Annotated in this window: 21 protein-coding genes and 2 pseudogenes; 8 read left to right on the top strand and 15 right to left on the bottom strand. The window is 40.7% G+C overall.

Annotated elements, in window-relative coordinates:
• Positions 1–729: 729 nt before the first annotated feature.
• The 6 genes from AAHK14_RS00125 to der are packed head-to-tail and all read right to left on the bottom strand — an operon-like array spanning position 730 to position 6,072.
• Positions 730–1,434, bottom strand: a complete 705-nt coding sequence (locus tag AAHK14_RS00125; RefSeq protein WP_227712936.1) for a metallophosphoesterase — start codon at positions 1,432–1,434, stop codon at positions 730–732.
• Position 1,435: 1 nt separating this feature from the next.
• Positions 1,436–2,029, bottom strand: a complete 594-nt coding sequence (locus tag AAHK14_RS00130) for an aminotransferase class IV (protein WP_194092482.1) — start codon at positions 2,027–2,029, stop codon at positions 1,436–1,438.
• Positions 2,030–2,031: 2 nt separating this feature from the next.
• On the bottom strand, positions 2,032–2,793 hold the full coding sequence (locus AAHK14_RS00135; protein ID WP_194092483.1) for a hypothetical protein: 762 nt from the start codon (positions 2,791–2,793) through the stop codon (positions 2,032–2,034).
• 1 nt (position 2,794) lies between these two features.
• Entirely contained in the window at positions 2,795–3,874 is a 1,080-nt protein-coding gene (gene dcm, locus AAHK14_RS00140) for a DNA (cytosine-5-)-methyltransferase (RefSeq protein ID WP_194092484.1), read from the bottom strand.
• Positions 3,871–4,644, bottom strand: a complete 774-nt coding sequence (locus AAHK14_RS00145) for an Eco47II family restriction endonuclease (protein WP_194092485.1) — start codon at positions 4,642–4,644, stop codon at positions 3,871–3,873. Before AAHK14_RS00145 ends, dcm begins: the two co-directional genes overlap by 4 nt.
• Positions 4,645–4,653: 9 nt before the next feature.
• Positions 4,654–6,072, bottom strand: coding sequence for a ribosome biogenesis GTPase Der (der, locus tag AAHK14_RS00150; protein WP_194092486.1), 1,419 nt, complete (start codon positions 6,070–6,072; stop codon positions 4,654–4,656).
• A 447-nt stretch (positions 6,073–6,519) separates the two neighbouring features.
• Between der and AAHK14_RS00155 the strand changes: the two genes are divergently transcribed.
• From AAHK14_RS00155 to AAHK14_RS00190, 8 genes and pseudogenes are all read left to right on the top strand, one after another.
• Complete coding sequence (locus AAHK14_RS00155; protein ID WP_194092487.1) at positions 6,520–6,690, top strand: hypothetical protein; 171 nt, start codon at positions 6,520–6,522, stop codon at positions 6,688–6,690.
• 312 nt (positions 6,691–7,002) lie between these two features.
• Positions 7,003–7,326 (top strand): hypothetical protein, encoded by a 324-nt coding sequence (locus tag AAHK14_RS00160; RefSeq protein ID WP_227514661.1) that lies wholly within the window; start codon positions 7,003–7,005, stop codon positions 7,324–7,326.
• A 200-nt stretch (positions 7,327–7,526) separates the two neighbouring features.
• Positions 7,527–7,997, top strand: a complete 471-nt coding sequence (locus AAHK14_RS00165; RefSeq protein WP_227514662.1) for a hypothetical protein — start codon at positions 7,527–7,529, stop codon at positions 7,995–7,997.
• Entirely contained in the window at positions 7,982–9,166 is a 1,185-nt protein-coding gene (locus tag AAHK14_RS00170) for an MFS transporter (RefSeq protein ID WP_083108134.1), read from the top strand. The genes AAHK14_RS00165 and AAHK14_RS00170 overlap by 16 nt, the downstream gene beginning before the upstream one ends.
• 160 nt (positions 9,167–9,326) lie before the next feature.
• Positions 9,327–10,724: a Na+/H+ antiporter NhaC family protein gene (locus AAHK14_RS00175; protein WP_065255395.1), complete on the top strand. Its 1,398-nt coding sequence runs from the start codon at positions 9,327–9,329 to the stop codon at positions 10,722–10,724.
• Positions 10,724–11,365 carry a maleylacetoacetate isomerase gene (gene maiA / locus AAHK14_RS00180; protein WP_065255396.1) on the top strand — a complete coding sequence of 214 codons (642 nt, stop codon included), beginning with the start codon at positions 10,724–10,726 and terminating at the stop codon, positions 11,363–11,365. The genes AAHK14_RS00175 and maiA overlap by 1 nt, the downstream gene beginning before the upstream one ends.
• 26 nt (positions 11,366–11,391) lie before the next feature.
• Positions 11,392–12,094 (top strand): annotated as a pseudogene (locus AAHK14_RS00185) (CoA transferase subunit A).
• A 20-nt stretch (positions 12,095–12,114) separates the two neighbouring features.
• Positions 12,115–12,747 (top strand): annotated as a pseudogene (locus tag AAHK14_RS00190) (3-oxoacid CoA-transferase subunit B).
• Between the two features lie 78 nt (positions 12,748–12,825).
• Here AAHK14_RS00190 and bamB read toward each other — a convergent pair.
• From bamB to rlmN, 9 genes are all read right to left on the bottom strand, one after another.
• Positions 12,826–14,004, bottom strand: a complete 1,179-nt coding sequence (gene bamB / locus AAHK14_RS00195) for an outer membrane protein assembly factor BamB (RefSeq protein ID WP_065255397.1) — start codon at positions 14,002–14,004, stop codon at positions 12,826–12,828.
• Positions 14,005–14,127: 123 nt separating this feature from the next.
• On the bottom strand, positions 14,128–14,931 hold the full coding sequence (locus AAHK14_RS00200; RefSeq protein WP_065255398.1) for a tetratricopeptide repeat protein: 804 nt from the start codon (positions 14,929–14,931) through the stop codon (positions 14,128–14,130).
• Between the two features lie 129 nt (positions 14,932–15,060).
• A complete protein-coding gene (gene hisS, locus AAHK14_RS00205; protein WP_065274003.1) occupies positions 15,061–16,338 on the bottom strand; it encodes a histidine--tRNA ligase in 1,278 nt (425 codons plus the stop codon).
• Positions 16,339–16,414: 76 nt separating this feature from the next.
• Positions 16,415–17,266: a transporter substrate-binding domain-containing protein gene (locus AAHK14_RS00210; RefSeq protein WP_065274004.1), complete on the bottom strand. Its 852-nt coding sequence runs from the start codon at positions 17,264–17,266 to the stop codon at positions 16,415–16,417.
• A gap of 178 nt (positions 17,267–17,444) precedes the next feature.
• On the bottom strand, positions 17,445–18,116 hold the full coding sequence (locus AAHK14_RS00215; RefSeq protein WP_065274005.1) for a YceI family protein: 672 nt from the start codon (positions 18,114–18,116) through the stop codon (positions 17,445–17,447).
• A gap of 134 nt (positions 18,117–18,250) precedes the next feature.
• Positions 18,251–19,369: a flavodoxin-dependent (E)-4-hydroxy-3-methylbut-2-enyl-diphosphate synthase gene (gene ispG, locus AAHK14_RS00220; protein ID WP_156731716.1), complete on the bottom strand. Its 1,119-nt coding sequence runs from the start codon at positions 19,367–19,369 to the stop codon at positions 18,251–18,253.
• Between the two features lie 7 nt (positions 19,370–19,376).
• Complete coding sequence (locus AAHK14_RS00225) at positions 19,377–20,186, bottom strand: helix-turn-helix domain-containing protein (protein ID WP_158512485.1); 810 nt, start codon at positions 20,184–20,186, stop codon at positions 19,377–19,379.
• The gene (gene pilW / locus AAHK14_RS00230; RefSeq protein ID WP_158512484.1) at positions 20,183–21,010 is read right to left on the bottom strand and encodes a type IV pilus biogenesis/stability protein PilW; all 828 of its coding nucleotides are present in this window, start codon (positions 21,008–21,010) and stop codon (positions 20,183–20,185) included. The genes AAHK14_RS00225 and pilW overlap by 4 nt, the downstream gene beginning before the upstream one ends.
• 318 nt (positions 21,011–21,328) lie before the next feature.
• Positions 21,329–22,516 (bottom strand): 23S rRNA (adenine(2503)-C(2))-methyltransferase RlmN, encoded by a 1,188-nt coding sequence (gene rlmN, locus AAHK14_RS00235; RefSeq protein ID WP_194092488.1) that lies wholly within the window; start codon positions 22,514–22,516, stop codon positions 21,329–21,331.
• Positions 22,517–22,617 lie beyond the last annotated feature (101 nt).

Genomic DNA, 22,617 nt, shown 5'->3' on the forward strand with positions numbered 1-22,617 from the left:
GGTTGGTTTGGGGATTGTGCTATTGGTATTTTTTGGGCAAATGTAATTCGCCCCTACAATGACGATTGAATTTAAAAATACCAAATTTTTGATATAAAAATCCCCAACCAAAAATCATTTAATTTTTAGCTAATTAAATAAACATAAATTAAAAAGACAATACTTCCCCAATCATTTTTAAATATAAAAATGACAAATAAAAGACAATATTTTTGGGAAAAGAAAACCGTCAAAATTGATAAAGCAGTTTATCAATTTTTAAGACAAATCTTGGCGATTTTTTGGGCAAATTTTAGACAATAAAAAAACGGTGAAAGCCTTGTAGATTAAGGCTTGCCACCGTCTTTATGTGTTTGGCTTGATATAAAGATTATATCAAAAATGATTTGCCCAAACAGTCAAAACGGTTGGTCTTTTTTGGATTACAAAAATTGTAAGATACAGACATTGTTTTACTCCTATTGCTGTTTGGGTGAATGAAATGCACCAAGCGTATTTGGTGCGTGAATGCGTATATGATAAGCGATAAAAATAAAAAGTCAAGGGATTTTTAAAATTTTTTTTATAAAATTGCAAATCATCACATATACCGCCAACTTTCTTTATCAAAATGAATAATATCAAATAATGGTACGCTTTTTATGCTGATATTATCCTTGTTTTTTTCTAAAATTATCATACAGCCTGTTTCTAATTTGCCTTTTTGATTAAATTCCAATTCTTTGATTTTTATTGATTGGGTAATGCCATTATCAGCAAGTGTTTCATGATAAGGCTCACCCGTATGTCCATAAAAAGATAACAAAAAGCGATATTATCCAATGCGTCTGCCACGTCAGATGAACCATAACCACGAATGCTCTCGCTTGGTTTGTCATGAGTGATTAAAATATCTATATCGCCACAAGTTTTATAGAGCTTTTTTAATTGTTCTCGTTCGTAGTTTTGGATAAATGTTTTATTATCTCGCCCTTTTCTGTCGCCAATTCGCCCAATCCCCAATAGGCTAATGCTGTCGGTATCATTGGTTAATATGAGCGGAAAGCCTGTTTTTAATACCCGAATTTTTTGATAACAATCAATATGAAAATAAGGCGAATTTTTATCGCTGTTATGTTCTAAATTATCCAAAAAATCATGGTCTTCGTGATTGCCACGCACGGCATACATGGGGATATTAAGCGTATTTAAAAATTTGGCAATGTCATTATCCATTTTGACAAAATTATCCATAAAACCCAGCTCATCTCTGTCATGTCTGGCGTGTCTTAATGTCGCTTTATCCATGTTGTTTTTGTCGGGAAATGCTCCCATGTCGCCACATTGGATAATGGCGTCAATCGCTTTCCCTGTCAGGGTTTGGTAATAATTCACTAGTTTAAATGGCAATAAAAATTTGCCATGAATGTCCGCAAAAATTGCCAATCTTAGCATATCATTCCTTAATATTTTTAATTAATATCGCCCTATTTTCATCAAACGCATTTAAGGCATTTATCATCATCACTTTTTCGTATTGCCAAATGTTATTTTTATCAATATTTGCCAAATGAACTTTTTGAGTGTCCAATAAATACGCTCGCTGAGTACCTTTCAATAATGGTGTATCGGGCGTGTACCAATGATTATCTTTTAAAAATAATAAATTGCCAATAGAACAATCTGTAACTAATCCATTTTTTATAATAATAATTTCATCACAATCGCCCTTTTGCGATAATAACTGATTTAATAAAGCCCTATCATCATATTTATAAGCATAATCTATACTATCGCATTCTATTATTTTAAAAGATTGAATGGATTTTGGGGTATAATCAAAATACTCTACTTTTATGTTATAGTTATCATAAGTAACACGGCAACGGATAAATTTATTATTAAATTCATCAGAAATGTTAATAATATCGGCAATATCATCAATCATCGTTTGGCAATGTAAAAATAACTGCCCCTGTTTAAATCGCTCATTATGATAATCCAGATTTAAAATATCACCGTTATTTATGGCAAGCGTCTCAAAAAGCATGGTTAATCCAATTTTTTCCATTTAATCTCAACTGCCGTCATCTCGCCCACAACCGTTTGTTTTAGGTCTCGTGCCATGTCAAATTTGGTCGGCGATGTGGGGATATGCACCGCCATAAGCTCGGCTTGGGTCTGCGGATAGCGTGGGTTTTGGGCGGGGTTGGCATAGCCGTGCGGATATATGGGAGTGCCGTTTGATAGGTCGTATTTGTCGCTCGCCCCAAAGGCGTGCAAGCTCTCGTGGGCGATGACCACGTTATTATTGGCGGTTTTTTTGTCCATGCCAAACAGATTGACCACGCCAATGCGTCCATTTTGTAAGGCGGTAGATGTCTCGGTGATGACTTTTTTGTCGGGGCTATGGTACTGCAAAAATAACCGCAAATTGGTCGGCACGCCAACGTCATGGGCGTTTTTGTAGGCATAATAGCGAAATTTTAAACTCCAAATAATCGCATCACTCATTCCGCCATTTCTTGGCACGACAGGGGGCATGGCTTTGACTTCTTGCCCAAGCCGATAATAAAAATTGGCATTTTGACCGTATTTTTTGCTCTCGGCATTAAGATAGGTCTCTATTTCTTTAAAATCGCTGTCGGATAGGCTTGCGATATATTTGGCAACCTCTGGCGAATTATCCACGTTAATGGGATAAATGGCGACATAAACAGGCTTTTGCCAATCGTGATTTTTATCACGAAAGCTATTGACAGCGACGATGAGTAAAATGCAAAGTAGGATAAGAATGCGGATGTTTTTGAACATATTAATCCATGATTTGTAATAACAACTGTCGCAATTGCACGCCCATGGCATATGCCAAATTCACAGGAACGGCATTGCCGATTTGTTTGTACTGCTGAGACAATGAACCTGCAAACTGCCAATCATCAGGGAAAGTTTGTATGCGAGCATACTCACGCACCCTAAGCGGACGGGTTTCGTCAGGGTGGCAACGTTCGGTTTGGTTTTGGGCGGGCGAACACGTCAAAGTCAAACTCGGCTCATGCCAACCCAAACGCCTTGCCATGCCTGTACGCCCACCGCCCAAAAAATAGCTTTTTTTCATGTAAGCACGAGCCACTTCATCAGGCAAATCACGCCAACAGCCCCCTTGTGGCACAAGGTCTAACACCGATCTTTTGTGTTCTGGATAAATTTGTCCGTCCGACATCGGCACATCACAATCAAACAGTTCACCTGCTTTTAAAGCGTCCGTCATGGTCATGGGGCGATGATAAGGCGTAGGCCACACAAAATCCACCTTATCCGCCAAATCTTCACGAACACCCACAATAAAAATCCGCTCTCTTTTTTGTGGCACACGAAAATTAACAGCATTTAATACTTTTGGCTCAATCACACGATAACCTAATTCTGTGAGTGTCTGTTTAATGGTTGCAAGCGTTCTGCCTTTATCATGATTTAACAGACCCTTGACGTTCTCGCCCAAAATAACCTTAGGGTTAATCTCTTTTATGGCACGGGCAAATTCAAAAAACATCGTCCCTCGAATGTCATTAAAGCCTTCGCCTTTTCCTGCATAAGAAAATGCCTGACAAGGAAATCCACCCGATAAAAAATCAACCTTATCACGATAAGGACGAAAATCCACCGTAGAAATATCCTGTTCTAAAATATGCCAATTAGGGCGATTTTGGCGTAATGTTTGGCAAGCATGTTTATCCACTTCATTAAATAACACCGCTTCAAATCCTGCTTTTTCAAGACCCAAAGCCAATCCGCCCGCCCCTGCAAATAATTCAATGCTACTAATTTTTTTATTAGAATGAATATAGGATTGTTGATTTGGTATTTGCTCATCAAATAATGATAAATTTGTCATGATAACCCCAAATGAAAGTTATCAAATCCTTGATATTTTTTAAATGTGATTAAATACAAACTGGTTAGAATATGCTCAATGTTTTGTTCTTGTATGTCTGATAACACCGTATTTTCAATGATTTGTGTTTTTTCATTTGCCAATACATCTTGGATAACGTTTGGCAATATTTGGCATAATTGAGCAAAGGCATTAGCGTTACCTGTTACCAATTCATAAAACTTATCAATAGACACTCGGCGAATTTGTTCTTGTTTCATGGATTGATTATCCACCGAGCATTGCCATGCGATATTTTGGCTATTTTTGGCGATAATCTCCACAAGCATACAAGTGGCATTTGGCTCTTGCAAAATCTTGTGTTGCATTCGCATATATGTTTTTGCCGATGATGAACTGTTCATGGTGTTGTGTTTATTTTTCATCTCTACATAGATTTGTAAAGATGAATTTTCAACATCAAACCCTTGACTAGGAACAGACCAACCGTTTTCTTTACCAATAAAATTAAAAATATTTTGATGAAAATAACCGATATGATTGGTATTGGATTTATCCATTTGACGGCTAATTTCATTATCCAAAATAACAGACAATGCCCCATTATCAAAACCGCCTTGATAAATGGCACTGTCAAATGTTAATTTAATTGGGTCAATTAAGTTTTTATTTAATTTTTTAAAATCAATTTGAAAACGGTATTTTAATACCGTATTTTTGACATGATGATATAAATCATCATCACTAATAAATGACAACCCGTAATTCATAATCCGCTCTTACTTTCTCTTCTTATCCCGTTTCTTAAATTCAGCAATACGTTTACGCTCACGCATGACTTTGGCTTTATTTTTGATGACGGGATTTTTTTTACCTTGATATGGGTTGGCGTTTTGTTTAAATTCCACATGAAGGGGCGTGCCTTCTAATTTAAATACCTCACGATAGATATTTTCAAGATAACGCTGATAGCTCTTTGGCAGACTGCTTGTTTGGTTGCCATGAATGACAATGACAGGTGGATTATGACCGCCTAAGTGAGCATAACGAAGTTTGATACGGCGACCACTCACCATTGGCGGTTGATGGGCCGCCACAGCATCTTGCAAAATCTGCGTAAGACGAGATGTGGACACCTTAAACATGGACGCATCGTACGCCTTATGGATGGATGGATACAGATTACCCACACCATTGCCATACAAGGCAGAAATCAGATGAATCTTAACCCATGGGATAAAGTGAAAACGTCTGTCCATTTCAATTTTGACACTGTCTTTTTGGTCCTGAGTGAGATTATCCCACTTATTAATGGCAATCACAATCGCCCGTCCTGCATCTAAGGCATAGCCGAGCATGTGTAAATCTTGGTCCACAATGCCCTCATGAGCATCAATCACCAACACAACCACATTCGCATCTTTGATGGCCTGCAAGGTTTTGATGACACTAAATTTTTCCACTTTCTCATCAATACGCCCACGCCGTCTTACCCCTGCGGTATCAATGAGTGTATAAGTTCGCCCCTCTCGCTCAAAAGGGATATAAATGCTGTCTCTGGTTGTGCCTGGCATATCAAACACCACAACACGCTCCTCACCCAAAAGGCGATTGACCAGCGTGGATTTGCCCACATTCGGGCGACCGGTGATCGCTAATTTTAAGCCATCTGCCTTGGAATCTTCAACGACTGTTTCAGGCATATCAGCGGTGATGATTTCAAGTAGGCTCGTTACGCCCTTGCCATGGCTGGCACTGGTAGGTATCGGCTCACCAAAACCCAACCCAAAAAACTCAGCAATGGACGCATCATGTACGCCATCTGTTTTGTTGGCTACCAAAAAGACAGGTTTGCCCAGCGTGTGCAAAAACCTAGCAATCTCCTCATCACTTGGGGTAAGTCCTGCTCGTGCATCCACAATAAACACAACCATGTCTGCCTCGTAAATGGCGGTGTATGATTGTGTCGCCATGTAGTCATCAATGTTACCCTTGCCATCATCAGCCTCGCCAATACCTCCTGTATCAATGGCGATGAAAGATTTATTTTCAAAAAACACATCGCCATACTGACGGTCTCGGGTCAGTCCTGCCAAATCAGCAACTAGGGCTTGGCGGGATTTGGTGAGTTGGTTAAACAGCGTGGATTTGCCCACATTCGGGCGACCTATAAGGGCAACTACGGATTTTAAGGACATGGTGTTCTCAGTTGTTATTTTATAAAACTTGCTATTTTAACATAAAATTGCCAAAGTGGGGCATTTGTCAATTGCCAACTTAGAACATACCAGCAAGAAATACACCAGCAGAACATCACTTCCATGCCTTAGCATACCCCTTTAAAAATCGCAAAAAGGCACTCATGGCAGGCGTGAGAGAACGCCTTTTATGGATGATGGCGATACCGTTAAGATTTATATGAATGACAAAGACAGCAATAGTATTTTTGGTGAGATTATCAATACGATGAAGACAGAGTTTTAATTGTATTGAAATTATTAAAAACACCCACGCCAGAATTGATTTGTGTGGGTGTTTTTTTGATACTTGTTCTTCTTAATTTTTTTCAAGATAGGTCTTGACTTTTGTTATTATTCTGATATGGTTGTCAATGACCTATATCACTATATAACAAGGATATCACTATGGATATGATGACTGATTTGACCCTCCAAGACTTCAACCCACTAAGCAAGCATGTAAAATATGCACAGATGCCAGATGAACCGCCAGCATCAACGATGCGTAGCGGTCAATCTCAGATTGTGGATTATCATTCCACGGTAGCAGATGTGCATACCAAGCATTCCGCGTAATTCTTAGGCTTACCTTTAACCATTAAAGATATAGATGGCAATACATATTGGATTACAACTTTCTTTTATCTAATGGTTTTTGATAGGTTTAGTTATGGTATCTATAACAGACAAAGCGGAATTTTTGAATTTTTGGAATAGAGAAGCAGTAGAATTTAATACATTGCATTCACACCAAATAATGTTTGATGAGAAAACAATATTTGAAACTTTTTTGTATTATAAAAATCACCTACAAGACTTTCAAACACACAATAAAGCCACAGACTTTATTACTTCCATCAATGGCATTCTACAATTCCAAATCGTGATATGCTTGCGATATCCAATGATGTTGATATGGACAATTATATTACACGACTTGAACATATGAACCAAAATAATGATTGGTGTATTGCTTATTTTGGCTTACATACTATCAATGCACAGATTTGGGATATAGCAAGAAATTTTGCTCATATTATTTACAATAATACTGATAAAAAACCAACAGGACGAGTAGATGTAGATTGTTTTTTGGGCAATTATGCATCAACACATTCAGGCGTGCATGTAGATTATGCACATAATTTTGCTTTTACTCTAAGAAATGGCAAAAGTATGTATATACTTGGTCGCCCAATCAAAAAACAGTAAAAGGACTAAAATATCCACACTATGAACAATACAAGGATAGTGCTACAATCATTCAAAACCGAAGTGACAATATTTGTTATTTTCCTTATGACTATTATCATGTAGCAGAGAGTAAAGGTGCTACTTCTTTAGTTGTAAATATCGCATTTTGGGAAGACAATGATGATGTTGATACCATATTTGAACAAGTTGGTAAGAGTTTGTTTGTTGGAAGTGATGGTTTAAATCATATTAAATTCAATAATTTTCCCAATCACAATTTTAATTCTGGATTGGTAAGCCTAAGCGATGATAATCTTGAGATTATTCATCATATTAGAAGTAGACTGAATGATTTTAATATAAAACTTAAAATAATTTCCTATCAGCTTATTAAGACAACCAGTTTGGGTTTGTTTGTTCCTAGACCAATACAAAAACAAAAAATGGATTGTCTTTTCTTAATAAAAGATAATAATGCTGTATTGCAGTGGATTAGATTGGATGATATGTTAATTATATCATCTAATGGTCATTGTTCCTGTATTTCTTATCATCAAGATATTGACATTTTGTTAAATTATATTTTAAACAATGAGGTTATTGATATTGAGAGATGTGGGCAAGAGAATATCTTTGCTGTCATAAATAAATTATATTTATGGGGGTGTTTGGTATGCGCTACCCGCTAGTTATTATTGCAGTCGTTGTTTTGGCACTAGGAAGTTTCGCTGATGAAGCAATGTTGGTTAGTTTTGCTCTTACATTAGCTAGTGGTGACTCAAAAAATTTAACCTTACTATATGCTCTGTCTATGATTGGTGGTGTTACTGCCAGTCGTAGTGGTGCGTTTATTTTGCCAAAAATTAGTGAAAAGATTATTTTGCCTACTGTGTTTTTTCTACAAGGGTTGATCATACTTGCCTTTTATTTTTTTGCTAATTCAGCATTGTTGATTTTAGTTCTTAGTTTTTTATTGGGGTATTTGGGTTCGCTACTGTGGACTGTGTTTTTATCAGTGTTGCCAAATTACTTTTCTAACAATTTAACTCTTGCTAACAAATTAACTCAAACCATTAAAAACGCTGGATTTGTTTTTGCTCCCAGTTTAACAGGATTGGCATTTGGTTTTATTGAGAAGGACTTGGTATTTATTTTGTCAGCCATTAGCTTTTTTTGTTTTATTTTATTGATGTTGAATGGTCATCATTCTAATAAGCAACAACCAATAGATGAAACATCAAACAATAATTATATTATTTCTTATCGGCAATTTATAAAAAACCATACTATTCAAAAAGTTTTATTATTTTTTACGATTACTATTTCTTTAACTTCCGCATTAAATATTATTATCATTCCTTATATCAATCATCAGTTAAATCTTAGTCCATTTATTTATGGGACAACTTTATCTATGATGAGCTTGGGTTTATTAATTAGTCCAATGTTATTTAGTGACTTCTTTAAAAAAATAGGACAGGTTTCTGGTGCTTATTTGGCGGCTGGGTTAATGGGTGTTGGTATGATGGGGTTTGGTTTGGCAAGTATGTTGTCTAATTATTGGGTAATTTTTGTTTTATTTTTTTCTGGATTGTTAGTTGGTGTCGGAAATGGTGTGCAAAATACGCTTATGAGTGAATTTATGCTCAATTTTTGTGGAAATTATACTAAACAACTAATGCCTCATTATGTATTATCACTGCAATGCTGTGTGCTACTTGGATTTTCTATAACTTTTTTAATTAAATCAGAGTGGATTAATTTAAGTTTGCTTTCGTTTGGATTTATTGTTGTGGTATGTGGTGTTTTGGGTGCTTGGATAAATAGTCACATAATACAGGCAAAATGGGAAATATAGTTAAATACATTATATTTCATAAATGACAATTATTTTTTAAAAACCCCATAAATACCCCCATAAAATCATATTGATTTATGGGATGTTTTTGACATTTATTTTAAATGATGGCAAAGGTTTATGGTAATATAATGCCATCATCAGGTAATAAGGAATTGTTATGAGCAATCAAACCCCTCTTCTAAACTTAACCCCCAAACAAGCCGTCCCCATTGCTGCTGTTGTGGTCTTTGTGCTTGCCCTTACGATGATAAAATGGGGCTTTGTGCCTTTGTTGTCGCTTTTGATTGTCATTTTGGGTCTGTTGATGTTTGGGCTTACCAAAGGCATCACCTTTGAGGCGATGCAAGATAGAATGATTGGTGGTGTTGCCACAGGTATGGGGGCGATTTATCTGTTTTCAGCAATTGGACTGCTGGTATCGGCACTCATGATGAGTGGGGCGATTCCAACACTCATTTATTATGGATTTGATGTATTATCTCCTAACATGTTTTATTTGTCTGCCTTTATCCTAGCAAGTGTGATTGGGGTGGCACTCGGTAGCGGTTTTACCACTTGTGCAACAGTGGGTGTGGCATTTTTGGGCATGACCGAAGCCTTTAATGCCAACCCTGCCATGGTCGCAGGTGCGGTGGTCTCAGGGGCACTCTTTGGTGATAAGATGTCACCATTATCTGACACGACAAGCATCGCCGCCAGTATCGTGGGCATTGATTTGTTTGAACATATCAAAAACATGATGCACACTACCATACCTGCATGGCTCATCTCGGCGGTGGTGTTTTTTATGCTATCAGATGGTGGCAGGGCAAACTTGGCGGATGTGGCAGTGTTACAGGACAATTTGTTAGCAAGTGGCTTGGTACATGGCCATGCCCTGCTCTCCCTTGTTGTGTTGGTTGCCCTTGCCATCATGCGAGTGAACGCCATTTACGCCATATCAGCAACCATCATCGTATCACTTGCCATCACTTATACCCACAGCTCGCCCACTCTTGCTGATTTGGGCGGATGGTTCTTTACAGGCTATCAACCTGCAAAGGACTTGGAGCTTGGTCAGGTTGGACGACTGGTATCCAGAGGCGGATTACAAAGCATGTTTTTTAGTCAGATTTTGGTAATTTTGGCACTAAGCTTGGGTGGTTTGTTGCACGCTTTGGGGATATTGCCTGCCCTGCTGTCTGCCATATCCCATCTGCTCACTCGTGCCAGCCGTGCGGTATTGGCAGCATCTTTGACGGCATTTGGGGTCAATTTTTTGGTGGGCGAGCAGTATTTGAGTCTATTGTTATCAGGCAATACCTTTGCCCCTGAATTTAAACGCTTGGGATTACACCCCAAAAATTTGGCACGTACGATAGAAGACTCAGGCACGGTCATCAATCCTTTGGTACCATGGGGCGTGTATGGGGTGTTTTTGACAGGAATATTTGGCATGCCCGTGCTGGATTATGTACCGTATGCCGTATTTTGTTACAGCTGTTTACTTTTGACGTTATTTTTTGGATTTACAGGAATAACAATGACAAGGCTTGAATCCACAAAACAGATATGATGAAACTTTATACTTATTTTCGCTCATCGGCAAGCTATCGGATACGCATTGTTTTACATTTAAAAGGCTTAAATGCTGACCATCTGCCAATTCATTTGGTCAAAGGCGAACAAGTTGGGGCAGAGTATCTTGCCAAAAACCTCCAAGGGCTTGTCCCTGCCCTTGATGTGGGCGATGGTTGCATTATCATGCAATCGCTGGCAATTTTGGATTATCTAGAAAACACTTACCCCAGTATACCCTTACTGCCATCAGAGCCCTTTGACCGTGCAACTGTATGGACAATGTGTCAGATGATAGCATGCGACACTCACCCACTTAACAATCTTAAAGTTTTAAAATACCTACAACAACGCCTAAATGTCAGCGATGATGATAAGCGGGCGTGGTATGCCCATTGGATACATGAAAACTTTACTGCCCTTGAAAAACTACTACAAAAGACGGCGGGCAAATGCTGTTTTGGTGATATGCTCACGCTTGCTGACTGCGTGCTGATACCACAGGTATATAACGCCAACCGCTTTGGGATGGATTTGTCCGCCTATCCAACCATTACCGCCATTGATGAGTATTGTGGTATCTTGCCTGCCTTTATTAAAGCCCATCCAAAAAAGCAGGCAGATTGTGATGCAAGCTAGCCAAAAGATAATCAAAAGGAGTTTTTATGACAAAAGTATATGACAATGCCAAATCCGCCCTTGCTGACATTGTGGCGGATGGTCAAACCATTGCAGTGGGGGGTTTTGGACTGTGTGGCATCCCAGGGGCTTTAATTTATACTCTAAAAGAGACAGGCGTTAAGAATTTGACTTGTATTAGCAACAACGCAGGTGTGGATGACTTTGGGCTCGGACTGTTGCTACAAACCCAGCAAATCAAAAAAATGATCGCATCTTATGTTGGCGAGAACAAAGAATTTGAACGCCAATTTTTATCAGGTGAACTTGAAGTGGAACTTACCCCACAAGGCACACTTGCCGAAAAACTTCGTGCAGGTGGTGCAGGCATTCCTGCTTTTTTTACAAAAACAGGTAACAGGTATAGGAACGCAAGTTGCTGACGGTAAAGAAATCCGAGAGTTTGACGGAGTAGAGTACCTGATGGAGCACTCACTGGTTGCTGATGCGTCGCTTGCTAAGGCATATAAAGCAGATAAAATGGGTAACTTGATATTTAATAAAACCGCTCGCAACTTCAATCCTGATGTCGCAACCGCAGGTAAAATCACGGTTGTAGAAGTTGAAGAACTGGTAGAGACAGGCGAGCTTGACCCTGATGAGATTCATCTGCCAGGCATTTATGTGCATCGCATCGTGGTCAATACCAATCCTGAAAAACGCATTGAACAACGCACCATTAAAAATTAACACATTAACAAGGAATAATCATGGTCTGGACAAGAGAACAAATGGCACAGCGTGCTGCCAAAGAATTACAAGACGGCTATTATGTCAATTTGGGCATCGGTCTGCCAACATTGGTTGCCAATCATATCCCAAAAGACATGACAGTCATGCTCCAATCAGAAAATGGACTTTTGGGTATTGGAGCATTCCCTACCGAAAGCCAAATTGATGCTGACTTAATCAATGCAGGCAAACAGACCGTAACTGCCCAAAAAGGGGCGAGCTTTTTTAGTTCATCACAATCGTTTGGTATGATACGAGGCGGTAAAGTCAATCTTGCCATTTTGGGGGCGATGGAAGTATCTGAGACAGGTGATTTGGCAAATTGGATGATACCAAATAAAATGGTCAAGGGCATGGGTGGTGCGATGGATTTGGTGGCAGGTGTTCGGTATGTCATTGTACTCATGGAACAGGTCAATAAGCATGGCGAACCGAAGATTTTACCAAAGTACTAACTGCCCCTGACAGGCAAAGGCGTGGTCAATCGTATCATTACCGAACTTGGGGTGTATGACGTTACCGATAAGGGGCTGGTGCTGGTGGAGCTGGCGGACGGTGTAACGCTTGATGAGGTGCAAAGAGTAACGCCTGTTACGGTATATCAGAAATAACCTAACAACAAAAGAGATGAATAAAGGGGCGATATTGCTTGCCCCTTTATTTTTATTTTCTTGGTATTTTGTACACCATTAGAACTGCCACACCGCAACCACGCCTTCACTGCTTTGGGTGTATAAACGGTTCCCCATCACCTGCAAACTGGTTAGCTGTCCTTTGGTGTTCGTGCGACTGATGATTCTGCCTGTGTTATCAAAGACATGAACCACGCCATCTAAGTCACCTACCGCCACATGACTGCCGATGACAACGAGATTGGTCAGACGGCGGTATTTGAGTTCATTATTCTCCCACAAGACATCGCCTGTCATCGCATTAAAGGCAACCACATCGCCATGAATGCTTGTGCCAATGAGCTGATTGCCCAGCAGAGCAGGGGATTTGGTGCTGGCAAGCTCACTAACAAATAGGGTACGTCCTGTGCCCATATCAAAGCCCGCAAGCTGTCCGCTATAACTTGGCACATATAGATACTGACCTGCCACCAATGGCGTGCCATCAACATCGCTCATGCGATGGACTTGACTACCACCAACCGCACGCCCTACCCGACGTGTCCACAGCGGTGTGCCTGCCTGTGGGTTGATGGCATGAATACGCCCATCTGCCGTGCCAAATAGTGCCGTGTTAGCATCCAGGCTGATGGGTGTTGCCGCACCACGCACACTGACAGCAGGGTTTTGGGTGCTAAACTGCCACACTTGACTGCCATCACTGGCATTTAGGGCATAAATCACGCCATCATTGGCAGAGACCATCACACGACCACTGCCAATAAGGGCAGGAGCAAGTGACGAGCTGTGCAAACTTCGCTCCCACACCACGCTCCCTGTCGCTCCGTCAAGTGCCACCACCTTACCCGAGCGAGTGCCAACCACCACAAGCCGACCATCGGTTGCCACGCCACTGCTGATGACATCGCCAACATTTACCGACCATGTCTGAGCATTGCCAGCAAAGGCACTGACCACACCTGTACGACTGGCAGCGATGAGTGTACCGCCCACAGAAGCCACTTGCAAATCCACCACGTCTTTTTTATTGACATTAGCACCCTTAAAACGTCCACCTGCTTGGGGTAGTGAAAAACTGGCAACTTTGTTTAAGATTGCTATCTCATTATCAATCTTAACAAGTTTGGCAGGGGTATTTTTAGGGGCCTTGCTGCGACCAAAACGATCGCACCCTGTGGCAGTCAGTGCCAATACCGCCACACTTGCCACAGCCAAAGGTTTGGTGATGTGCTTCATACGAATCCTTATTTGATTTGAATTTGATTATGGTTAATACATCAGTTAAAACGCATTAATTTTAGCAAAGTTTTGTTTATCATGCGTTGATAAATGGTGTGTTTGTATTGCCACTTTGTGTCATCAATCGCCGCCGCCCTGCACAGTCTCACTCTCATCTGACAGTACATCATTTGCACCCACTGTTTGGACATCGGCACTTGTCACGTCCGCATCAGCTTGGACTGGCGTTGCCACTACTTGATGCTTGGGCGTGATGGGCGTTGGGGTCATGCCCAGTGCTTGCATTTTTAGGCTGAGCAATGAGCGACTCTCGCCACGCTCGGTCAGTCCATCCCATGCCAACTGATAGGCTTGCTTGGCATTGTCATTATCATTTTTTAAGACGTAAATATCCCCTAGAAGTTCTTGCTTTGAGCTCTCGAACGCCTTAGGAAACTCACCATTAACCACCGTCAAAGCCTCATCAATACTGCCCTCTGCCATGAGTGATTGCCCCAATCTTAGTTTGGTGATGGCTGTTAATCCCTCATCATCCAAATCTATCTGACTTGCCTGTTTTAGGGTTGTCGCCGCCTCGGTGTGCTGACCGTTATCCGACTGATGGCGTGCCTTTATCATGAGAGCCTGCCATGCATAAGCGGTCTTGCCATGATTCGCCACCAGTTTATCAATATCTGCAAACAAAGCCTGTTGGTCCCTGGCTAATGCTTCTTTGTCGGCTTGATGGACAAACACATCATTTTTCTCGGTGATTAGCGTGTAGCTATCGGCTGCCACCGTGTCAATTTTGGCATAGTTTTTTTGATAAAAATCCCAGCCAAAATACCCTGCCAACACCAAAATCACCGCCCACACGATTTTGTTGCCGTGCTGTTTTAGGGCGGACATGGCTTGTTTGTCATTTACTATCAGTTCATCGCTCATCTGCTAACTCTTAAAAATGCTTTTTAATGTTAAATCTAGTGTTATCAATGATTTAAAAGTCGTTAAATTGTCAACCAAACCATTAAACTTTTATAACACCGACAATTTTAATCACAAATCTTATTCAACTTACTCAAAATCAAAATCCGTCATCGCACGGCTTGTCTGCTCCCCTGTCGCCATATTTTTGACCGATAGGGTTTGATTGGCAACTTCATCATCGCCGATAATCACGGTAAATTTCGCCCCCGACTTGTCCGCCTTTTTCATCTGTGATTTTAAACTTGTGGCGGACGCCATTTTGACACGCAAGTTAGGGCGATGTGTGCGTAGCTCATTGGCGTATAGCACGGCATTCATATACACGTTTTCGCTTGCCACGACAAACACATCGCAGTCGGCAGTATCGGCAATCGGGTTTACGGTTTCTATCAGCAACATCAAGCGTTCAAGCCCCATGGCAAAGCCCACCGCAGGTTCGCTCTGCTCAGGCTTACCCTTGACGATGCCAACAAGCCCGTCATAACGCCCGCCACCGCACACAGTCGCCTGTGAACCCAGTTTGTCCGTTACCCATTCAAAAACGGTTTTGTTATAGTAGTCAAGCCCACGCACAAGTTTTTGGTTGATGACAAAATCAATGCCAAGCGTGTGTAGGTAGTTTTGCACCTGCTCAAAATGCAAACGACTCTCCTCACCCAAAAAGTCAGACAACTTAGGTGCACCAAGCAAAATCGCCTGTGTCTGTTCATCTTTACTATCAAGCACTCGCAAAGGATTGGTACTGACACGGCGTTGGCTGTCATCATCAAGTCCATCAAAATGAGTATTTAGATACTGAACTAATGCTGTTTTATAAGCGATACGCTCATGAGCCTCACCAAGCGTGTTAAGCTCCAAGCTTACATGCTCAAAAACCCCAAGCCGTCTCCACATCATCGCCGTCATCGCAATCAGCTCAGCATCAGCATCAGGCAGCGGTGAACCGATGCTCTCTACCCCAAGCTGGGTAAACTGACGATATCGTCCCTTTTGTGGACGTTCATAGCGAAACATGGCTCCCATATACCACAATTTTGGTGTATCGCCACGGGTCAGATTATGTTCTATTACCGCACGCACACACCCTGCCGTTCCCTCGGGGCGTAGTGTAAATGATTTATCATCTTCATCTGCACCTGTATTTTGGTTGCCATGCACCACACCAAACATCTCTTTTTCAACAATGTCAGTCGCTTCACCCACACCACGAGCAAACAAATCTGTACTCTCTACCATAGGTAGACGAATTTGACCAAATCCATAGGCATCCAACACTTGCATCAAAATATGCTCTACTTTTCGCCATTTGGCGGATTCGGCTGGCAAAATGTCATTAAAGCCACGGATGGCGGTAAGTTTAGTCATATTTTTTCCCAAATCAGTTTTATCAAAAAGATATTTCAATTTATATTACAACATCATTTTCGTTATTAGTTAAAAACTAAAACCACTTTTTAAATATTTTTTGATAAGTGCCATCACTTTTCATATCTAGGATGTGCTTATTCATGTCATTCATCATGTCCACATTTTCTTTATTTATCAAAAATCCATAAGATTGTTGTGGATAATCATAATCAATGGAAAAATATAAAGGGTCTTTTTTTGTTGAATATTTTGAATAAAAATAAGGCATGGCAACAGAATTACCAATGGCAATTTTAACATCATCTCTTAAAAGGGCCTGCACAGAAATCCAATCACTGACCGTATAATCTATGTTGGTATTGTCATGATTATTTTCATAATCTTTGACTATGGTGAATGTGGTTTGCATTGAATCTTCTTTAACAGCTGTAGAATTCTTATCAATATCCTCCAATTTCTTGATTTTGGGATTTTTGCTTAGCAAAGTTATTGGATAAACATCCAAATAAGAGTTGGTCATATTATATTTTTGAGTTCGTTCTTTGCTAATCTCAATACCTGCGATCATGTCTATCTCTTTATCATTCATGCCATTAAAAAGGTCATCTCTTGGCTGATATTCATATTGAAAATTATAATCAGAACGTTCATCTATTTCTTTTAAAATGTCATACTCAAAACCCTGAATGCCCCCCTTTTCGTCAATAAAAATCAGTGGTGCATTACCAGTTGAAGATGACATAAGACCCACTTTAACATCAAAAGATGATTTTTGGGCAGATGGTTTTTGGATGGTATTGGCATCAACATTAATACTTGATTGTTTATTTTCATCATTCTTTAATGAATTGTCAGCATTAGAACAAGAAGCCATCAATAAAGAACATGATAAAACTGTCATGAATGATGATATATTTTTTTTCATAAAATAAATTCCAAAAAGTAAGAGTCATTAAATACACAAAAATACGAGATAAACATTTATAAATCATCGTATGATTGGGTTGCATTATTGTCTTAGGGCGTTATTAAGGCATAAAATTTTATATCAATATGACCAATTAGGTGCAAAGTCATTTTATGTATGATTTGACAAATATCATTTAAGGTTTTTTAAATTTGCCTTGAAATTTGACTGGCACCAAATAACTGATGCTCTTTAAATCCATCACCTCTGTTAAGCTATTTAAGCCCTGCATCATTTCAAGTTCTAGCAGATTTATATGCACAGGCTCTTGTGTCATCACATTTATTGTATTGTCATCCAACTTTATGATTTTAAGGGAAGCCTCGGTTTGTATTGTCTTGCCATGAAAAGAGATGGTCAGTGGCTGTACTTTACTTGCTTCTTTATGAACACCAAGAGCATTCATCCAGTCATGATCCATTTGGGATTGAATCTCTACCTTTGGAAATCTTGCTGTCTCAAAAAGCCATTCTTTAATTCTTTGGTCTCTGATAGAGATGTCTGTATCAACACTGTCAAGCTCTATCTCCATTTTTAGGTTACCTTGCTTATCCAAATAGCCAGAATAGGTATTAAAAACACCCTCCTCGACAATGTCATTATCATTCTTATCGGTCTTTGTGCTATAAAATCTAATGTCCGCCTCTTCTAAAATCCAATGAGATAAGGCATTTGACTTCTCTGTCATTTGGACACCATGCGGGGGGTTACTCTCCACAGCAGGCTGTTCGGCAAAATTTTCTTCTTTGGCACAACCATACATGCCAAATGATAGGATAAGAATACCCAAAACAAAAGTATGTTTCATCACATTACCTCATATAAAAACATAAAATTAAAAAAATAATCTATTAAAGTCGGCAAGAGCATTTATGTATCGGAGAATATCCATCATTAACAAATGCAAAATGCAAGCGTGCCTTAAAATGCCAAATGATAATTTTATTGAGCCACTCTAACAATCTCACTGGCTCGTTTGTCCGCCAACTCTTTGGCCTTTTGACGCACCATTTGTTCTATTTCGTCCACCAAATTTTTGGTATCAATCAAATGGCTTTTTTGCCCCATTTTATACACCAGTGAATTTGGACTTGCCCCCACCACGCCAATGGTTGCTTCTTTGGCTTCCCCTGGCCCATTGACTTTACAGCCAATCACCGACAAATCAAGCGGTTCTCTGATGTCTTCTAGGCGAGATTCTAGCTCATTCATGACTTTAATCACGTCAAACTCTTGACGGCTACAAGACGGACAAGCAATGAAGTTGACGCCATTTGAACGAATGTTTAGCGATTTTAAAATATCAAAACCAATTTTAATCTCCTCCTCTGGCGGACTTGCCAAGGATATTCGCATGGTATCGCCAATGCCATCAAGCAAAAGCCCACCTAGGGCAATGGCGGATTTTACCGTACCTGTACGATACACACCCGCCTCGGTAACGCCCAAATGCAACGGGCAGTCCACCTCTGCTGAGATGAGCCGATAAGCATCCAATGTCAAAAAAACATTGGATGCCTTGACCGAGATTTTATAATCTTGAAAATTTAATTTTTCTAAAATATCAATATGACGTAAAGCTGATTCTAGCATGGCTTGCCCTGTTGGTTCGCCATATTTTTTTTGCAAATCTTTTTCAAGTGAACCTGCATTGACGCCAATACGAATGGGTATGTTATGATGACAAGCACAAGAGACCACCTCACGCACCTTTTGGTCATTGCCAATATTACCCGGATTAATGCGTAGGCAGTCCGCTCCCGCTTCTGCTGCTGCCAGAGCAATTTTATAATCAAAATGAATGTCAGCGATAAGCGGTACATTGACTTGCTTTTTAATTTGGGCAAATGCTGCCACAGATTCCATGGTGGGTGTTGAGACACGCATTAAATCAGCCCCCGCCTCCACACAGCGTTGTATTTGGGCGACTGTGGCATCAACATTGCACGTATTGGTATTGGTCATGCTCTGCACGCTGATGGGAGCGTTGCCACCGATGGCGATATTGCCAACCATGATTTGACGAGTGGGACGACGTTTGATGGGACTGTGGTGCATGATAACTCGCTTATTGTAGCGTTAAAGTGGCTTTGCCATTTTGGGTATGCTCACCCAAACGAATGGGGCGTTGATTAAAATTCAAATCTACCTGTGCAGGATTGTCAATCTCAATGGTAAACGGTGTCTCACCCTTTAACTGATAACCCCCACGGGACTGCAAGCCTTGCATGAGCACTCTGTCATGTTTATCGGTGATTTTGATATTAACATCTCCTTTTGACCAAATATCAATCACACCTTGACCTGCCATGGTTTGGGTGGTAGATTCACCATCATTTGTGCCTAAATTTAATGCCGAACCCGACGCACCGACCGCCGCTCCTTGGGCTTGCTCGCTTGGATTTAGTATTTGTGTTTGGGCAGTTGGGTTTATTTCATCTGACCTGTCTATGGCACTGGATATGATTTTTAATAAGACAAAACCAAAAATCACAAGTGCAATCACCCCTGCAATAAGCCATGGATTAAAACGCATGCCCCCACGCCCACGCTCAATTGTACCCATGGGCGTCAGTGGTGCTTTAATGTCATTGACGCTCTTGGTGCGTTTGTTCTCAGGGTAGATGCTTTCAAATTCTCGGGCGAATTCATTGGCATCAAGTCCCAAAAACTTAGCATAGTTCATCACAAATCCCCGTGCAAAAGCAAATTGGGGCAGAGCATCAAAGTTCTCCTCCTCCATCGCCTGTACGTGGCGTTTTAGGATGTGAAGTTCAGCCGCTGCTGCATCTAGTGAGTAGCCACGAGACGTTCTGGCACTTCTTAATTTACCGCCAAAACCTGTGTTTGATGCTGGTTTGTCGTTGGTTTGGCTCACTGTAATGCTCCCGTTGGGTTGTTTAGCCATTGTTTTAGTTGTTTTGCTTCATCAGAGAGTGGATGTTGCGACAAAAGTTGACTTGACAATCGCTGAATCTCTTGGCGATCATTTTGCAAAATACCCAGACGGACTCCTTGATATAGCAAGCGTGATGGCATGGGTTGATTATGAAGTTGCGCCATCGTTTTTAGGTCATTAAAGTAGGCTTTGGCTTTTAGGGATTCATGTCTGCCAATTAGGATATCAATCATCTCCATCTTTGCTGTAACCGTTGCACTCTCCGTCTCTATTGCTTTATTAAATGCCATCTCCGCCGCTTTTGGATTGTTCATTTTTAGATAGGTCAGCCCCAAATTTTCCAACGCACCTGCACGATTATGATAGCCTAAGGTACTGCCTGCAATATTAAACTGCTCAATCGCTTCTTGATGACGTCCAAGCTCGGACAGATACACCCCATAGTTATTGCGTGCTTGGATAAAATCAGGGTCCAGACTGATCGCCTTTTTAAAGTATTTTTCGGCGTTGGCAATATTGCTAGGACTGCCCTCTATTTTGAGCAAGTTGCCCATCATATCATAAGCAGGGGCATAATTTGGCTGTGCCTCTATCGCTTCATCCAACTGTCTTTTGGCAGCATCCAGCTGTCTTTGGTTGATGTACTGCCCTGCCAAAGCGGTGCGTGCTTGGGCAAGCTCCATCTTATCACGTTTACGCTGTGATGGGTCAGTGCCTTGATAGACCGATGTTGTGTTTTGTGAAGTGCTTTGACAAGCCGTCAATAAAACGGTCAATGTCGTTAATATGACTAAATATTTCATGATTTTACCATAATTACCATGATGAACAGTTACATAAGTCGTGCCATCTTTGCATTGATGGTGCAAGAGTCAAATCCATACTGACAACCATCCAAGACTTGCACGCTTTTTATACAAACACGACAGACAAATAATCGCCATTCTAACAATTATCAACAATTTTTGCCAATGTTTTTGCTCTTTTCCCGCCAAAATATTGACATTTCATCAGATTTTCACAAAAATCAATAACAACATGGGACAAAATGCCCTTATTTCACGCCCAAACACCTTTTTAACAAAACACTTTTTGATAAAAGACAAACCATCACCCATAAATCACGCTTGGCGTTTTTCAATGCTCTCTTGCCATTTTTTGGCTCGCCGTGTTCTGTCTGCCACTTGCCCCACAAGCTGACCGCATGCCGCATCAATGTCATCGCCACGAGTTTGGCGAACGGTGCAGACAAATCCTGCTTGATTTAGGATATTACTAAACGCATGAATGCGGTTATTGCTAGACCGCCCATAAGGGGCGTGCGGAAAGGGATTAAAGGGAATTAAGTTGATTTTACTTGGTAAATCCGCCAGTAGTGCCACCAATTCATGAGCGTGTTTGTCACTGTCATTTACCCCGTGTAGCATGACGTATTCAATGGTAACGTGCTTTTTGTGGCGGGGGTTTTCATCATAAACATAGGCTTTGGCAGCACGGATAAGCTCCGCCAAAGGATACTTTTTGTTAATTGGCACAAGCTCGTTACGCAGTTCATCATTAGGAGCGTGCAAGCTAATGGCAAGAGCCACATCAATGTCCTTAGCCAAGTCATACATTTTTGGCACGATACCAGACGTGGAGAGCGTAACTCGGCGTTTGGATAAGCCAAAGGCGTGGTCATCAAGCATGAGACTCATGCTCGCCACAACAGGATGATAATTTAAAAGTGGCTCGCCCATGCCCATCATCACGACATTGGTAACACGGTTTTCACGCTCGGTCGGGGCAACGCCCTGCATATAGGACTGATTGGCAACCCACAACTGCCCGATAATCTCGCTTGCTGTTAAGTCTCGCTCAAAACCTTGCTTACCTGTACTACAAAATGAGCAGTCCAACGCACAGCCGACCTGACTAGATACGCACAAGGTCTTACGCCCAAACTGTTTGCCATCTTCGGCAGGGATTAGCACTGTCTCAACAAGCGAACCGCCCGCCACTTCAAACACCCACTTACGAGTACCATCTTCGCCAAACTTCTTGAACTTAACCACAGGTGGTACCACGCACGCAACTTTATCAAGTTTCGCTTGCAAGGCTTTGGATAGGTTGGTCATCTCAAAAAAATCAGTAACGCCAAACTGATAAATCCACTTCATCACCTGAGTGGCACGAAACGACTTTTCACCCATACCCACAAAAAATTGGGAAAGTTCATCTTTTGACATGCCCAAAAGATTGGTTTTTTGGTTTTTTTGGTCAAAGGTGGTTGTATCGGGGGTGTAAACAACAGGGATTTTGGCGGTCATGGCATGGTTTTTTATAAAAATTAACCGCTTATTATACAAAAAAAATCGGATAAAGTCATGAATTTAACAGGTAATTTTGGCAAATTTTGTTATAATGACAG

The organism is Moraxella sp. K1664 (assembly GCF_039693965.1).
In the GTDB taxonomy this organism is placed as follows: Bacteria; Pseudomonadota; Gammaproteobacteria; order Pseudomonadales; family Moraxellaceae; genus Moraxella.

Bases quoted from the DNA above. Each gene is read 5' to 3' on its own strand.
- AAHK14_RS00125 (WP_227712936.1), bottom strand. From the start codon at position 1,434: ATGCTAAGATTGGCAATTTTTGCGGACATTCATGGCAAATTTTTATTG.
- AAHK14_RS00130 (WP_194092482.1), bottom strand. From the start codon at position 2,029: ATGCTTTTTGAGACGCTTGCCATAAATAACGGTGATATTTTAAATCTG.
- AAHK14_RS00135 (WP_194092483.1), bottom strand. From the start codon at position 2,793: ATGTTCAAAAACATCCGCATTCTTATCCTACTTTGCATTTTACTCATC.
- dcm (WP_194092484.1), bottom strand. From the start codon at position 3,874: ATGACAAATTTATCATTATTTGATGAGCAAATACCAAATCAACAATCC.
- AAHK14_RS00145 (WP_194092485.1), bottom strand. From the start codon at position 4,644: ATGAATTACGGGTTGTCATTTATTAGTGATGATGATTTATATCATCAT.
- der (WP_194092486.1), bottom strand. From the start codon at position 6,072: ATGTCCTTAAAATCCGTAGTTGCCCTTATAGGTCGCCCGAATGTGGGC.
- AAHK14_RS00155 (WP_194092487.1), top strand. From the start codon at position 6,520: ATGGATATGATGACTGATTTGACCCTCCAAGACTTCAACCCACTAAGC.
- AAHK14_RS00160 (WP_227514661.1), top strand. From the start codon at position 7,003: ATGCTTGCGATATCCAATGATGTTGATATGGACAATTATATTACACGA.
- AAHK14_RS00170 (WP_083108134.1), top strand. From the start codon at position 7,982: ATGCGCTACCCGCTAGTTATTATTGCAGTCGTTGTTTTGGCACTAGGA.
- AAHK14_RS00175 (WP_065255395.1), top strand. From the start codon at position 9,327: ATGAGCAATCAAACCCCTCTTCTAAACTTAACCCCCAAACAAGCCGTC.
- maiA (WP_065255396.1), top strand. From the start codon at position 10,724: ATGAAACTTTATACTTATTTTCGCTCATCGGCAAGCTATCGGATACGC.
- bamB (WP_065255397.1), bottom strand. From the start codon at position 14,004: ATGAAGCACATCACCAAACCTTTGGCTGTGGCAAGTGTGGCGGTATTG.
- AAHK14_RS00200 (WP_065255398.1), bottom strand. From the start codon at position 14,931: ATGAGCGATGAACTGATAGTAAATGACAAACAAGCCATGTCCGCCCTA.
- hisS (WP_065274003.1), bottom strand. From the start codon at position 16,338: ATGACTAAACTTACCGCCATCCGTGGCTTTAATGACATTTTGCCAGCC.
- AAHK14_RS00210 (WP_065274004.1), bottom strand. From the start codon at position 17,266: ATGAAAAAAAATATATCATCATTCATGACAGTTTTATCATGTTCTTTA.
- AAHK14_RS00215 (WP_065274005.1), bottom strand. From the start codon at position 18,116: ATGAAACATACTTTTGTTTTGGGTATTCTTATCCTATCATTTGGCATG.
- pilW (WP_158512484.1), bottom strand. From the start codon at position 21,010: ATGAAATATTTAGTCATATTAACGACATTGACCGTTTTATTGACGGCT.
- rlmN (WP_194092488.1), bottom strand. From the start codon at position 22,516: ATGACCGCCAAAATCCCTGTTGTTTACACCCCCGATACAACCACCTTT.